The sequence below is a fragment of the Nitrospiraceae bacterium genome (assembly GCA_019637075.1).
Lineage (GTDB): Bacteria > Nitrospirota > Nitrospiria > Nitrospirales > Nitrospiraceae > JAHBWI01.
The window spans coordinates 321,320-334,590 of the sequence record JAHBWI010000004.1 but is presented as its reverse complement, the minus strand read 5'-3'; the positions used below and the strand labels follow the sequence as shown (position 1 = coordinate 334,590).

Sequence of the window (13,271 nt, the reverse complement as noted above, 5' to 3'; positions counted from 1 at the left end):
GGGCAAACGGTTTACGCGTACAGTGCGGACTGATCAACTTACCATTCCAGACTCAACCGGCACAACGTACTTGCAGATCGGAGAGCCATTCCTGACGCATGTCCCAGGGCACGTCGGCTTCCGCCTCATAACCGGGATGCGTCACGCTGAGGGCCACCCGTGCGGCCGGGTCGCCGATCGCCTTCACCATCCGTTCGGACGGCTTGAAGCGGACGAAATGGACGGCACTGATTTTTGTCTCATGGCTGTGACCGCCCTCAAACCGCCCGTACGTTATGTCTCCGCCGGCACGAAGTCCGACCGTCTCCCCCTGATCCAACCCCATAAAAAGGTCGAGCCAGTGTTTCATCGTGTCGGGATCCGTCAGTTCGATCAGCAACGTTGCGCTCAGCTCCCCATCCTCGGGCAGGAGCGCATTGTACACGTCCAGCTCATCCTGCACCTTGGCGGGATCGAGAATTCGCTCCACCCGGATCATTTCCTGCACTTGAAACTGGAGGGTCTGTCGATTTTCAAACACCAGCGTAACCTTGTCTCCAACCGTAATCCGTCGGCGACGCTTCAAGGCGATGATCCGCTGTCGGTAGGTTTCCCTTTGCCGCTCGTATTCCTCAATGGGAATGACGTCTTCGAGCTTAATCAGGTTGGCAGTCATGCGCCTTCCTCGTTACCGATTCAAGAGGGCAAGCCGTAGGCATCGCGCACGATCTGAATGGGATGCCGCGCCCCCTTGCCACCGACATGAGACGAAGCCCCAGCCTGGTCGAGTTGCAGCCCCGAGAGAGGGCAATCGGACGCCACCACGTCGGCCGGCGTCTGTTCGATCACCCGCACGGCCTTCTGGGCGATCTTCATCGAAAGGGGGAAAAACTCGGTCTTGGCGGACCAGGTCCCGTCGTGGCCTGAACACTTTTCGATCACTTCGACTTTGGCACCCGCGCACTCCATCAATTCCTTCGACTTGAAACCGATGTTTTGATCTCGCAAGTGGCATGGAATCTGGTAGGCAACCCGTCCGGGGCTTTTCGAGAAATCCATCGCTAACGCGCCGTCTCGCTTCAGTTTCATCAGATATTCGCACACATCGAACGTCCGAGCCGCCACTTTCCCAGCCTGCTCGCCGGGAACCAGCTGCGGGTATTCGCGTTTCAGCATCAAACTGCAGCTCGGCACCGGCACCACCACGTCATAGCCCTGTTCGACCCACGGAGTCAGGGTGGCAAGATTCCGTTTGGCCGCTGCCACCATCGAGGCACTGTCCCCGGTATCGAATGAGGGCATTCCGCAGCAGGACTGTTCCGGCAGGATCACTTCAACGCCGTTCTTTTCCAGAACCTGAACCGTCGCTTTGCCCACATCCGTCGCCTGGTAATTGACCAGACAGCTGGCAAACAACGCCACTTTCCGCTTGGCGGGGGCAGATTGAGCACTCGGGCGGCGTGACCACCAACGGGCGAACGTTTCCGGTTGGTACCGCAACACCTGTCGCTCTTGGTGCACCCCCAGCAGCGATTGCATGAGCGCGCGAACCCAGCCCTGCCCCAACATCCAATTGACGAGCGGTGCGAACCACGTGCCGAGCCGGCCCAACAGATCCGTCTGAATCAGCAGACGATCCCGCCACCGCGTGCCTCGTTGCTCAGCCAGATGCTTTTTCCACACCACCATCAACAACGGGAAGTCGATCGCATATTGGTGCGGCGGCGTGTAGGGGCAGTGGTTGAAACAGAGCTTGCAGTAGTAACACTCGTCCACCACCCGCTCGTGATCGGCCGGCGCGAACTTGCTGACGTCGCTCTCGTAGTCATCGATGCGGTCAAGAAGGGTGTTGAAGGAGGGGCAGAGGTTGAAACACCGCCGGCAGCCGTCACAAATGTCATAAATCCGCAGCGTCTCTTTCTCAAGCGCCGCAGAGTCGATCGGTTGGAGGAGATTGAGGCCGTTCATGGAGTGTCCGCGCAGCAACGCTGTCGGCCATCAGCAGCCAGCCATCAACAGGAAAACCAAACGCGTCTTCCGTTGATCGCTGACCACTGAAAACCGACCGCTGCTTCTAGCTCTGCTTCAAACTGTCCAACCCCTTGGTGAAGCGATTGGCGTGCGAGCGTTCCGCCTTGGCGAGCGTCTCGAACCACTCCGCCAACTCGGAGAACCCTTCCTCACGGGCGGTCTTAGCCATACCCGGGTACATCTGGGTGTACTCGTAGGTTTCTCCCTCGATCGCTGATTTCAAATTCGCTTCGGTGTTGCCGATGGGAATACCCGTCGCCGGATCCCCGACTTCCTTCAAGAAGTCCAAGTGCCCGAACGCATGCCCGGTCTCCGCTTCCGACGTATCACGGAACAATCCACCGATATCCGGATATCCCTCGATGTCCGCGCGACGCGCGAAATAGAGATACCGCCGGTTTGCCTGCGACTCGCCGGCAAACGCGTGCTTCAGATTGTCGTGGCTCTTGGTCCCTTTTAAGCTCTTGCCCATGCGTCCTCCTTACATGAATGATCGTTCAATACAAGCCGCTCATCGCCCGGCTGGGCGACGCTTGCCCGGCATAGCCTGTCGGCATGTCGGGCAATACCCATGAAACTCCACTCGATGCCCCACGACCCGAAATCCACGTGCCTGACGCTCGGTGACCGCCAAGCTATTCAGCCGCTCGTCCATCACGTCCATGATCCGTCTGCAACCCAGACAAATCAAATGGTGATGCGGGGAGAGATTGGCGTCGAACCGGGCGACTCCATCCCCACCGTTCACTTCCTGGATCAGTCCCGCCTCTCGCAGCGCCGTCAACGTGTAGTACACGGTGTTGCGGGACATCATGGGATGTCGCTGCTTGACCGTTCGGTAGAGCGCATCGGCCGTCGGGTGGCTCGTCGTCGATGCCAGCGCCTCGTAGATGGCGACACGTTGCGGGGTCACACGAACCCCCTGGCGACGAAACTGATCGTGGATGACGTGGGTTGACTGATTCATTGAGTCCTATCTAGGAATCGTTCCTAGATACCATGAAGCAAAGCACCACGGCAAGCCTGCCGCCGGCGCTGGAGGCAGGATTCACTCTACCGGATGGAGCGTGGTTTAGACGAAACTCGGCAACTCGTCCGTCATGTCGGCGAGGCGCTTGTAGGTCAAATCTTTTGGTGAAAGGAGCGGTCTCGTGACCGGCCAGGGAATGGCGAGGGCCGGATCGTTCCAGAGGATCCCTCGCTCATCGGTTGGGGCATACAGCTCCGTACATTTATACAGAAAGCCGGCTTCCTCGCTCAACACGCAGAACCCATGGGCAAACCCCGGCGGAATATAGAGCTGCCGCATGTTGGTGTCGGACAGTTCCGTACCGTACCACTGACCGAATGTGGGCGAGCCTTTTCTGATATCAACCGCCACGTCATACACCCTCCCCTTGACGGCCATGACCAGTTTTCCTTGAGGCTTGGACAGCTGATAGTGCAACCCCCTCACTACATCCTTCACCGACCAGGACAGATTGTCCTGCACAAACGATTTGCCGATTCCGATCTCCTCATAACGAGGCTCGCGAAATACTTCGACGAAGCGGCCTCGCGAATCTTCAAAGACATCAGGATCGATTTGAAACAAGCCCGGAAGAGACAATTGGGTGATTTTCACGGCGCCTCCTCGCCAATGGGAAACGTGCGAGCGCGCATGATACCGAGTTCCGAATGACGACGGAAGTGTCCTTTCTGTATCGAGTCGGAGTGGATCCCCCGTTGAAACGGCCGGGAGTCCTCCTCCATACTGACAGCGGATCGGCCGAGATGGTTGAGCTTCACTGCGCAGAGGGCTTATTCGGAGGGAGACGGAGGTTGCGGGTACAGCTGCTGAAGCCGCTCGATCAGCGGCGCCGCTTCGGGAGTGCTGGGCCTGGTCGGGTCGCTGGGCGGATGGTCCCACGTCAGAACCGATACACCTGCCTCCGCAAACACCTTGCGAATCGTCACCACCATGGCATCCAAGGTCAGCTCGGTACCGAATCGCAGATCAAGCACGCGCTCGCGAGGATCGGTGGGGGGAGGATCGGTATTGACCAAAGCCCAGCAACTGTCGAACACCTTTCGACGCAGGTCGTCCGGCACGTTGATATCGGTCAGTCCCGATGTACAGAGCGCTGTAACCATCAGCACGAACTGGAGGTCGGGCATCCCCGGCCGTTGGAGATCTAGAGTTTGCATACGTACATTATCGGGAGAAGCGGGCAGGGGAGTCAATCACCACCCGCCCCCACGACCAGCAGACCATAAAGCGACTTACTGAAAGGACCGCGGCCGATGATTACGATCACCTTGATGGGACAACTCCAAACTACCGACGGCGAACGGGACCTTGCCTGCGAACTCGCCGCGCCATTGAGCGTTCGGCAGGTCATTCAGCGGCAGGGCCAGGGGCTGCGTCACCTTCTCCAGCTCTTGCGGGAAAAGAAAGTGATCGTCACCATCAACAAACGAATTGCCAGCGAGGATTCGATGGTACAGGACGGGGACGCATTGCGCTTTGTCGGCCACGATGGGCATGGGGGAACCGGCCTCGCCCCATCGTTCTGACCTTTCTCGTCTCGCACCCATCATCGTCTCGAAAAAGGAAGGGCCGGCCCCCTGCACGGGCGCCGGCCCTTTCCCCACCGTCATTCGACCCGACAGCTTACTTCTTGCCGAGGATCGAGTCTTTGGCCATCTTCGCCACGCGGAACTTCACCACCCGCTTGGCCGGAATCTTGATCGGCTCACCCGTCTGCGGGTTGCGACCCATGCGCGCCTTCCGATTGGCGAGCACCAGCTTCCCAATGCCGGGCACCACGAAGGCGTTCTTGGCCTCGCGGTAGGCCAGGGCAGCGAGGTCGTCCAGCAGTTGGACGGCGGTCTTCTTCGTAATCCCCGCCTTGCCGGCAAGATGGTCAGCAATCTGCGATTTCGTCATCGACTTGGCCATGCGTCCCTCCCTTTGAAAGACGATAAGTAGTGAACGGTGAACTGAGGTGGCGTACTTATGGGCTCGTCCCTGCAGCCGTGGAGTTGCAACACTGCATTGATTTCGTGGATTCAGCCCGAAAACAGGGCGAGAGTGTAACGAAAGGCCTATAGGCTGTCAACCGGAAAAACACGCATCTGGCGCGGCTGGACTGCGCCCCGCGCGCCCTTGCGCCAGGCCGGTGCCGCAGAGTAGAGTACCCTACGATTCTTTCGACGTGTACCACTGAAGCATACGAGGACCGCCCATGGGCAAAGAACTTCCTATCCTTCCCGCATCGGCGCAGCCCGCCGAGGCAGCCGCGCCGGAGGCGGTGACCTATTCTCGCGTGTTTTGCCAGAAAGAGAACTCCCCCCCGCTTCGACTGCTGATCGAATTCCTCAAGTCACGGGGCCAGCTCCCGATTTTGCCGCCCGACATGGATGAAGCGCTGCTCGACGAGTGGGCCTGGACACAGGTATCGCTCGGATACGCAAGAGATCGAAAGCCCGTTCAAATCTTTTGTGTGCGAGATCGCGGCACATTCAAAGATGTATACGAACAAGAACAACAGGAATTCCTCCGCATCCTCGCCGCGTTCGATGACGTCGAAGCAAGCATTGCCAGCGAATACGTCACTCGCGCCCGTTTCATCTTGACGACGCGGATGGCCCAGGACGACATTACCGACGAGGGTTACGATTTCAACGGATGGATTTTGGAGTTCTACCAGGAACAGTGTAACGGCATCGTGCAAGTCGACGGCCAGGGCTTCTTCTCCCCCAAGGGCGAATTGATCGTGGACCTGACCGTCGCTATGGAGGAGTAATCCCAATGGGGGCCGCCGCCTCCACAAATTCCCTGTTCTCCCTCGCCGACCACTGGTTCGATCAGGCCCGAGTCTCCTTGGGGAATGAGCTTCCTTGCCGACAGGGCTGTTCCTCCTGCTGCATCGGCCCCTTTCCGGTCACGCAGTTGGACATGCTGGAATTGCGACGCGGTTTGACACTCTTGCCGGACGACCATCGCGTCGGTATCCAGTCCCGTGCCGCCGAACAAGTCGCTGAACTGGAACAGGCCTACCCCGAACTCCGGACCGACCCAAGCCTGGATGGCTGGAAAGATCAGACCATTGACCGCCTGGTCGCACAATTCGCAGACCGCCCCTGCCCGGCACTCCAAGCGGACGGCAGCTGCGGGGTCTACGCATTCCGTCCCATCACCTGCCGGATGATGGGAGTCCCCACTGAAGCGGATGGGATCGTGCAAGGAGCCTGCACGGTCCAAACCTTCGTGCCAATTGCACGACTGTCTGCCGGACTCCGAAGCGAGGAAGATGAAATCGCCAGGCTGGAAGGGGAAGCACTGGACGTCCTCCGACAGATTCGCCCAGCGATGAGTGAGGAAATCCTCCTCCCCTATGCGTTTTGTCCGGACCGCGCAACCGGACGCTAGACAGCACAGGAAATGCTGTGCTAATGTGGCAGGGTTGTTCGGCTGGAGCGCCTGTAGCTCAGTGGATAGAGCATCAGCCTCCGGAGCTGAGGGCCACAGGTTCAAATCCTGTCAGGCGCACCAAAAACAACACGCGAGACGTGAGTCGTGAAAGGGCAATACCAAGCTTGATGCCCGCACATCCATTTCACGCCTGACGTTTTTCGTTCCTACATACGCAGTTACGGTGGGGCCGTTAGCTCAGTTGGTAGAGCAGCTGACTCTTAATCAGCGGGCCGTAGGTTCGACCCCTACACGGCCCACCAAACTTTTCTCCAGATTCTCCACTACTTCCGTTTCCGATTGAACCTGCAACATCACGAGGCTGTCGATTTGGTGCCGCCTTGGTGCCAAGGCCTCTCGCGATCTCTGACGTACCCATCCCACTCTTCGACCGGAATCCTTCATCCGTCGCCGCTCGTCGTGGCAGTCAGCCGACCCTCCAGGTGACCGGGGCCCTCTCTTGCTTGCTCGCATCGAACCCTCTACCATAACAAGCATAGGATCGGGTTTTTCCGTAGCCACAGAGGCAAGGATCAGATTGATTTGGCGAGTGCCGGTGGCGCGGTGAGCAATTGTGCCCGTGAATGTCCGCGACCTCTGAGGGCACTGCGTTATCGGTTGAGTGCCAACGAAAATAGCCATGATTTCTCTAGCGCGCCGACGAACGAATGAAAACTCCCAGCAAGACCATTGGCGAGACGGATCACGTGAGATCGTCACCGGACTCAACCCACGATAAAGCCCCCAGTCGCCCAGGCCAAACGGAACGGTCACTACAGCCCATGCATCCTTCGGCCGCAAGAATGCGATCGTGCCACGCATGAGATTGACTCGAGACTCCACGATTGCCGTCGGCGTCGCACTCGTCCTGGTGCTGCTACTCGGGCTGAGCGTGATCTCCTATCAGAACACCGTTGACCTTGCCGAGCGCCAGACTGGTCTGGCCCAGGCACACGAGCAACTTGCGGCAGTGGAACACTTGGCCGATCTCGCAGATCGCCTGGCGATTCAGCACCGGACCCGGAGCGCCAAGCAGCCCGCTCCGCAGGAAGAGCAGGTTGGTGAGTTCGGCCGCCGTGTGCAGGAGTCTTTGGATTTGCTGGCGCAGCGGCTTGGTCACGACCCTGCCCAGGAGGCCCAATTCCAACTCCTTCGAACTTTGATGCAGTCGCGGATCACTCGCCCTTTGGTTCCCGAAAAGACATCGCCGGCTGGGACACCTCAATCCCCTTCGGCGACGACCGAACCTCACGCCGCCATCAGCGATCAGGACAAACTCACGTCCGTACTGAACACCTTACGACATAATGCAGAGGCCGCCATCCGTTCACGGTCTCAACAGGCCAAACAGGCCGCCTCACTCGCACTGGTGCTCGTCATCGGAAAAGCCTTCCTGATTCTCCTCCTTGCCGGGGGCGGCGGCCTGATCATCCTTCAAACACATATGCGCCGACAGGCCGCCGAAGAGGAAGTGCGCGAAAAGCAGGCGTCGCAGGACTTGGTCCTGCGCTCATTACCGATCGTCATGTATGTTGCAAAGGCATCCGAAGACTTCGGCGCGCTCTGGGTAAGCGACAATGTGAAATCCCTGACCGGGTTCTCGCCGCAGGAGTTCATCAGTGATTCATCGCTGTGGAGTTCGCGGCTGCATCCCCTGGACGAGGAACGAGCCTTGGCGGAGTTCGCCAAACTTCCGCAGGAGAACACGCTGTCGATGGAATACCGGTGGCAGACGCGTCCTGGCGAGTATCGATGGTTTCGGGATGAAGCGGTGTTGATCCGTAGGCCGGACGGCGTTCCCCAGGAAATCGTGGGACTCTGGGCCGACGTGACTGCTCGCAAACAAGCGGAATCGGTCATCCGACGGCAAGCGGACATCATCGATCAAATCGAGGAGGCCGTCATCACGGTCGATCTCGACGGACGAGTCACCAGTTGGAACAAGGGCGCGGAAAAGGCCTTGGGCTATTCTCTCACCGAAGCCCTCGGCAAGCACATTTCATTCATTTATCCCTCGGACGACCGCGCGTTTTTGGAACACGAGATTATCGACCGGGTGAAAACCACGGGTACCTCTCAGGTCGAAGTTCGTAGGCAGACCAAGAGCGGTGAGGTGCGGTTCGCGCAGCTGTCGCTCACGCTGTTGCGGGATGAGGCGCACGTACCCGTCGGCATTGTCGGACTTTCGATGGATATCACGGATCGCAAACGGGCCCGAGAGGAGCTGGTCCAATCCCGCAATCAACTTGAGGCCCTTGCCGTTCGGCTGGAGTCGGTCCGGGAGGAGGAACGGACAAGGATCGCGCTGGAAGTGCACGACGTCTTAGGACAAGCCCTGACTGCGCTGAAACTCGACCTTACCTGGATCGCCCAACAGATTGGCGACTCCAACGACCAGGCTCGCATGGGACCGACGCACGCTCGACTGGATTCCGCCCTCGGGTTGATCAGCTCGACCATTGGGTCCGTACGCGAGCTCGTCACGACGTTGCGTCCCGGCGTCCTGGATGAGCTCGGTCTCGCGGCAGCCGTGGAATGGCTGGCGAGCGACTTCCAGACGCGAACCGGAATCGCTTGCCAGGTCGTTATCCGACCGCATCGAATCGGCGCCGGAAAAGAGCAGTCGACCGCCCTGTTCCGAATCCTCCAAGAGATTCTGACCAATGTGGCCCGCCATGCCCAGGCGACATCCGCGCACATTGCACTGGAAGAATCGGACGAGGAACTTTCGCTGCGGGTCACGGACAACGGACGCGGGATCCAAGAACAAGATCGGTCCGGGCGTCGTGGATTTGGACTCCTTGGGATGCGCCTGCGCGCCCGTCAACAGGGAGGGGACTTTGCAATTGAAGGAACCAGCGGTTCCGGCACAACCGTTACCGTCCGTATCCCGCTGTATGGATTGGGTGAATGATGCACATCATCCTTGCTGACGACCATCCGTATCTCCGTCGGGGCTTAATCCAAATTCTCACTGACTCCTTCCCGGGAGTCACGATCGGCGAAGTCTCCTCCGTTCCCGAACTCCTTGAACTCGCACAAAAACGCCAATGGGACATCGTCGTGCTGGACCTGACAATGCCGGGACGCGGCGGACTGGACGCCCTGCATGAACTTCGACGGCTCTGCCCCACCCTGCCGGTATTGGTCTTAAGCATGCATCCCGAGGACCAGTTTGCGGTACGCGTGATGCGCGCCGGAGGAGCCGGCTACCTGACCAAAGAAAGCGCTCCCCAGGAGTTGGTGCAGGCCATCAAAACAATCTCCCAAGGAGGACGGTACATTACACCGAAAGCCGCCGCACTCCTCGCCGTCCATTTGCAGCAATATGGCGCCAATGAGCAGCCGCCGCACACCGCACTCTCAGACCGCGAATACCACGTCTTTCGGCTGTTGGCCGGGGGCAGCACCGTGACGGAGATCGCAGACCGCCTGTCACTCAGCATGAAGACCGTCAGTACCTACCGAACGCGCATTCTCATTAAATTGAATCTCAAGACGAATGCCGACCTGGCTCGGTATGCCGTGGAGCACCAGCTTTTAGCGTGACCTCGGCGCTTGCTGTCCAGCCGAGGCTCATTCGCAACCCCGAACTCCCCCCGATGGCCGCCGCGCGTAGGGCCAGTCCTACACAAAATACAACGGAGATCCTACGACGGACGGTCTCCACGCTGATCCATCACGCCGATAGACACGCTTATACTCCGAGAATCAGTAGCCGCAGAACAGAGTGCCCGATCAGGTTCCGACTCTGCCGGCTGACTCGTACATCGTACGCCTTTGACACACAGAAGCAGCACTTCTTGAGGCAGGCCCTGATCCAAGGCTGTGTGCGGTGAGACGAGACTTCTGCAACCGTTCGGATAGATGGACGGATTGTGAGCACCGAACTGAAACCGCCCGTGGGAATCCAAGCTGCCTTGGTTTTTGTGGCAGGAATTTCGGTCGGAGCCTTTGCGGACGATCTCTATCATCGCGCCCTACAGAACTACTGGTGGGAGCAGGAATCGTCGGCTCGGCTTACGGAAACAGCACACCAACTTGCCCGCCAACTTTCGCTGACGGACAGCCAGCAGGCAGCCGTAGAACCGATTGTCGGACAGGCATACCTGGAACTCCTGGAGTTACGTCTAAGCCAGCAACCCGAAGTTGAGCGCATTGTGACTCGATCCATCGTGCAACTGAACGACTATCTGAATCCTGACCAGCAAGACGAGCTCGGTGAGATCTACGCGCAAATTCAAAACCATTGGGAGCGATCACGTCTTTTTCTGAAACAATTCGGCAGCTCAACTCCGGAGCGCGACCTACTTCGCTCGACTGAACCGACCCAGGAAGCGAGCGCAACCGCATCGTCAATTACCGCCGCTCACCCATAGATTGTCTCGCTCATGATCAGTCAACCAAACCAGAGCCGATTCGTTGACGGTCACGGTACAGCCCAACTCAGGGAGCTGTCCTCCATGGATTCCCCCCTTATGCCGACGACATGGACATCGACTCGGCCATTGGTCAGCGTCGTCATCCCGACGCATAACCGAGCGAAGCTCCTCAAGCGAGCCATTGAATCCGTGCTCGCGCAAGAGGGCTGCGGCTGCCTGTTCGATATTGAAATCATCGTCGTCGACGACTGCTCCAGCGACAACACCGGTGAGGTTGCCAGAAGGTATCCCTCCGTACAGTACGTCAGGCTCTTAACCAACCGTGGTGCGTCGGGAGCCAGAAACGAGGGTATCCGTCGCGCAGCGGGCAAATACATCGCCCTGCTGGACGACGACGACGAGTTCCTCACGTTGAAATTGCAGGTGCAGGTCCCGCTGCTCGAAGCCAATCCGCAGGTCGGCGCTCTGTATGGTCAGAGCGTCGTGACCGGCAGCGATGTTCCGCTGCTCTTGTGGCCGGAGTCCGGCCCTTCCGGCGACGTCTTCGAAGCCTTTGTCACTCAAACCGACGACTTTCTCCATCCCCCGACATGGCTCATCCGTCGCGAATGTTTCGAAGCTGCCGGGTGGTTCGATGAACAACACCGCACCATGGAGCATTACGACATGGCGCTCCGCTTGGCCCTCGTTACCAAGTGGATGTTCGTGTCGGGAGGGCCGGTCGCACGCGGAAGGTTTTCCAGAAGCGGGAAGTGGTATAGCAACATCGTCAACGGCAACAATGAGCGACATCTGTCCCGCATCGTCGAAGGTGCCCTGGCGCGGTTACCAGACTCTCCGCATACCGACCAGCTGCGACAAAAAGCCAGAGCCGCGGTGGTTGCGACCGTTATCGGACAACGATGGGCGGTCGCAGGCGTCACCGCCGCTCAAGGGTATACGCTCTCGATCTTGCCCTCGGCCCCGTGGTTGGTGAACGAACCCTGCTTCCTGGGTTGTCTGCACCGTATGGCAGGAGCCCTTACGACCACATCCGATGCGCCGGAGCAGGCCGTCTGCTCGTTCTGGAGAGAAATCGAGCATCAACTGGCCGAAGGCGGGAGCACACGGTCGTTTCTGGCGCAACGGCGACTGCTCGGCGAGTTGTTGGCCCAAGCCGCCATTCGGTTGAAAGCCGGATCGCCGCGGCGTGCCTGGATTGTCGCAGCGACCTCCATTGTGATGAATCCCTCCTCGTGGTTTTCCCCCAAAAAACTTACCACCCTGGTCAGCTCACTCCGTCAGCCTCAGTAGGCATGTGGATCAAACGCTCGCTGTCGCCGACGGTCGTCTGTCGAAAAAGCAGCCGCGACGAACGATGACGACACGGTGCCACATCCTGGGAATCCTTGCGCTCCTGCTGCTGACGGAGGCCTGTGAGTCGGAACGGCACCGACTCATGCGCGACGAGTATCCTTCCTATCCGGTCGGCGTCCGGCATGCGATCGATCACGGCCATGTGGTTCGTGGGATGACGCGGAACCAAGTCTATCTCTCCCTCGGCAACCCCGTGTGTCGCAAAGAGGATTATCGCGGTGAGACGCAGGTCGAAGTCTGGCTCTATCCGCCGATCGGTCGAGATCCCTGCGTCACAGCCGACTTCCGTGTCTATTTTGAAGGGGATTCCGTCATTTCCTGGGACCGCTTCACAACCCCACCCCGATGGACTGATCCCAAAGACGGAGTCCCACCATAGCTGAATTCTTTATTGGCTAATCTTTCGACGGACCGGCCCATCAGCGTCTCGATTCGCAACGTGTGATTTTTGCTTTATCTATTTCGACTCACCTGTTTATCAAATCAGATACAGAACGGCCTCACTTTCTTAGCCGCTGAGTTGTCCGCACAGAGCCACGATTTCATCCGGTGCAGAAAAACAAGCAGTTACGACTCGCACGTCGCACACTCCACCCTTGGTACGGTAGTTGCTGTTCCCTAGGGACATCACAACGCCTCGCAGGATCCCAGCGAGTTTGAGCCAAGGAGGGCAGCATCATGGTACTAGCGGCAATGATCATCGGCACCTATGTGGCTGGCATCTATCTCATCCGGTTGGTGTGGTGGCAGGAGTAATGGCCATGGGAAAAGCTGTCGAACGGGTCGCACTCGAAAGCACTGTGGTGAATTGCCCTCATGGTATCGTGGCGCATATTCTTCACGATCCCTTTGGGCTGTTGACCTTGCCCTACCGGGCTCGGTTGTACCGGATGGGGAGTCGATTCCAGGAAAGATGGGAGAACCGGCAGGCTCACGAACCGGAGTTGGCAGCGATCCTCTAGCATCCGTTTCCCCTTCCTAATCCCCATAACATCGGTAGCCATGCACCCCTCCTGCACCACATGTCCTGGCCTGATCCGACGCTCCGCCCGGCGCGGATTTCGGGA

Annotated in this window: 16 protein-coding genes and 2 tRNA genes; 11 read left to right on the top strand and 7 right to left on the bottom strand. The window is 58.7% G+C overall.

Annotated features, from left to right (window positions below; translation table 11 throughout):
- Positions 1-52 precede the first annotated feature (52 nt).
- The 6 genes from KF814_12845 to KF814_12820 all read right to left on the bottom strand — a co-directional run bounded on the left by KF814_12845 (position 53) and on the right by KF814_12820 (position 4,197).
- Positions 53-655, bottom strand: a complete 603-nt coding sequence (locus KF814_12845) for a DUF3501 family protein (protein MBX3237032.1) — start codon at positions 653-655, stop codon at positions 53-55.
- Between the two features lie 20 nt (positions 656-675).
- On the bottom strand, positions 676-1,947 hold the full coding sequence (locus KF814_12840) for a hypothetical protein (GenBank protein ID MBX3237031.1): 1,272 nt from the start codon (positions 1,945-1,947) through the stop codon (positions 676-678).
- 106 nt (positions 1,948-2,053) lie between these two features.
- Positions 2,054-2,482, bottom strand: coding sequence for a rubrerythrin family protein (locus KF814_12835; GenBank protein MBX3237030.1), 429 nt, complete (start codon positions 2,480-2,482; stop codon positions 2,054-2,056).
- A 39-nt stretch (positions 2,483-2,521) separates the two neighbouring features.
- On the bottom strand, positions 2,522-2,977 hold the full coding sequence (locus tag KF814_12830) for a transcriptional repressor (GenBank protein MBX3237029.1): 456 nt from the start codon (positions 2,975-2,977) through the stop codon (positions 2,522-2,524).
- 105 nt (positions 2,978-3,082) lie between these two features.
- Entirely contained in the window at positions 3,083-3,634 is a 552-nt protein-coding gene (gene rfbC, locus KF814_12825) for a dTDP-4-dehydrorhamnose 3,5-epimerase (protein MBX3237028.1), read from the bottom strand.
- A 176-nt stretch (positions 3,635-3,810) separates the two neighbouring features.
- Complete coding sequence (locus KF814_12820) at positions 3,811-4,197, bottom strand: hypothetical protein (protein MBX3237027.1); 387 nt, start codon at positions 4,195-4,197, stop codon at positions 3,811-3,813.
- A 96-nt stretch (positions 4,198-4,293) separates the two neighbouring features.
- Between KF814_12820 and KF814_12815 the strand changes: the two genes are divergently transcribed.
- On the top strand, positions 4,294-4,566 hold the full coding sequence (locus KF814_12815) for a MoaD/ThiS family protein (protein MBX3237026.1): 273 nt from the start codon (positions 4,294-4,296) through the stop codon (positions 4,564-4,566).
- Between the two features lie 97 nt (positions 4,567-4,663).
- On the opposite strand, the gene KF814_12810 is transcribed toward KF814_12815, so the two are convergent.
- On the bottom strand, positions 4,664-4,951 hold the full coding sequence (locus KF814_12810) for an HU family DNA-binding protein (GenBank protein MBX3237025.1): 288 nt from the start codon (positions 4,949-4,951) through the stop codon (positions 4,664-4,666).
- 286 nt (positions 4,952-5,237) lie between these two features.
- Between KF814_12810 and KF814_12805 the strand changes: the two genes are divergently transcribed.
- The 10 genes from KF814_12805 (at position 5,238) to KF814_12760 (ending at position 13,166) form a co-directional block, all read left to right on the top strand.
- On the top strand, positions 5,238-5,798 hold the full coding sequence (locus tag KF814_12805) for a hypothetical protein (GenBank protein ID MBX3237024.1): 561 nt from the start codon (positions 5,238-5,240) through the stop codon (positions 5,796-5,798).
- Positions 5,799-5,803: 5 nt separating this feature from the next.
- Positions 5,804-6,424 carry a YkgJ family cysteine cluster protein gene (locus KF814_12800; protein MBX3237023.1) on the top strand — a complete coding sequence of 207 codons (621 nt, stop codon included), beginning with the start codon at positions 5,804-5,806 and terminating at the stop codon, positions 6,422-6,424.
- 47 nt (positions 6,425-6,471) lie between these two features.
- Positions 6,472-6,547 (top strand) — tRNA-Arg (locus KF814_12795).
- A gap of 106 nt (positions 6,548-6,653) precedes the next feature.
- A tRNA-Lys gene (locus KF814_12790) sits at positions 6,654-6,729 on the top strand.
- A 557-nt stretch (positions 6,730-7,286) separates the two neighbouring features.
- The gene (locus KF814_12785; protein ID MBX3237022.1) at positions 7,287-9,380 is read left to right on the top strand and encodes a PAS domain S-box protein; all 2,094 of its coding nucleotides are present in this window, start codon (positions 7,287-7,289) and stop codon (positions 9,378-9,380) included.
- Complete coding sequence (locus KF814_12780; protein ID MBX3237021.1) at positions 9,377-10,015, top strand: response regulator transcription factor; 639 nt, start codon at positions 9,377-9,379, stop codon at positions 10,013-10,015. The genes KF814_12785 and KF814_12780 overlap by 4 nt, the downstream gene beginning before the upstream one ends.
- 329 nt (positions 10,016-10,344) lie before the next feature.
- On the top strand, positions 10,345-10,845 hold the full coding sequence (locus tag KF814_12775) for a hypothetical protein (GenBank protein ID MBX3237020.1): 501 nt from the start codon (positions 10,345-10,347) through the stop codon (positions 10,843-10,845).
- A gap of 99 nt (positions 10,846-10,944) precedes the next feature.
- Positions 10,945-12,141 (top strand): glycosyltransferase family 2 protein, encoded by a 1,197-nt coding sequence (locus KF814_12770; protein MBX3237019.1) that lies wholly within the window; start codon positions 10,945-10,947, stop codon positions 12,139-12,141.
- 64 nt (positions 12,142-12,205) lie between these two features.
- Positions 12,206-12,583 (top strand): hypothetical protein, encoded by a 378-nt coding sequence (locus tag KF814_12765; GenBank protein ID MBX3237018.1) that lies wholly within the window; start codon positions 12,206-12,208, stop codon positions 12,581-12,583.
- Between the two features lie 382 nt (positions 12,584-12,965).
- Positions 12,966-13,166 (top strand): hypothetical protein, encoded by a 201-nt coding sequence (locus tag KF814_12760; protein ID MBX3237017.1) that lies wholly within the window; start codon positions 12,966-12,968, stop codon positions 13,164-13,166.
- Positions 13,167-13,271 lie beyond the last annotated feature (105 nt).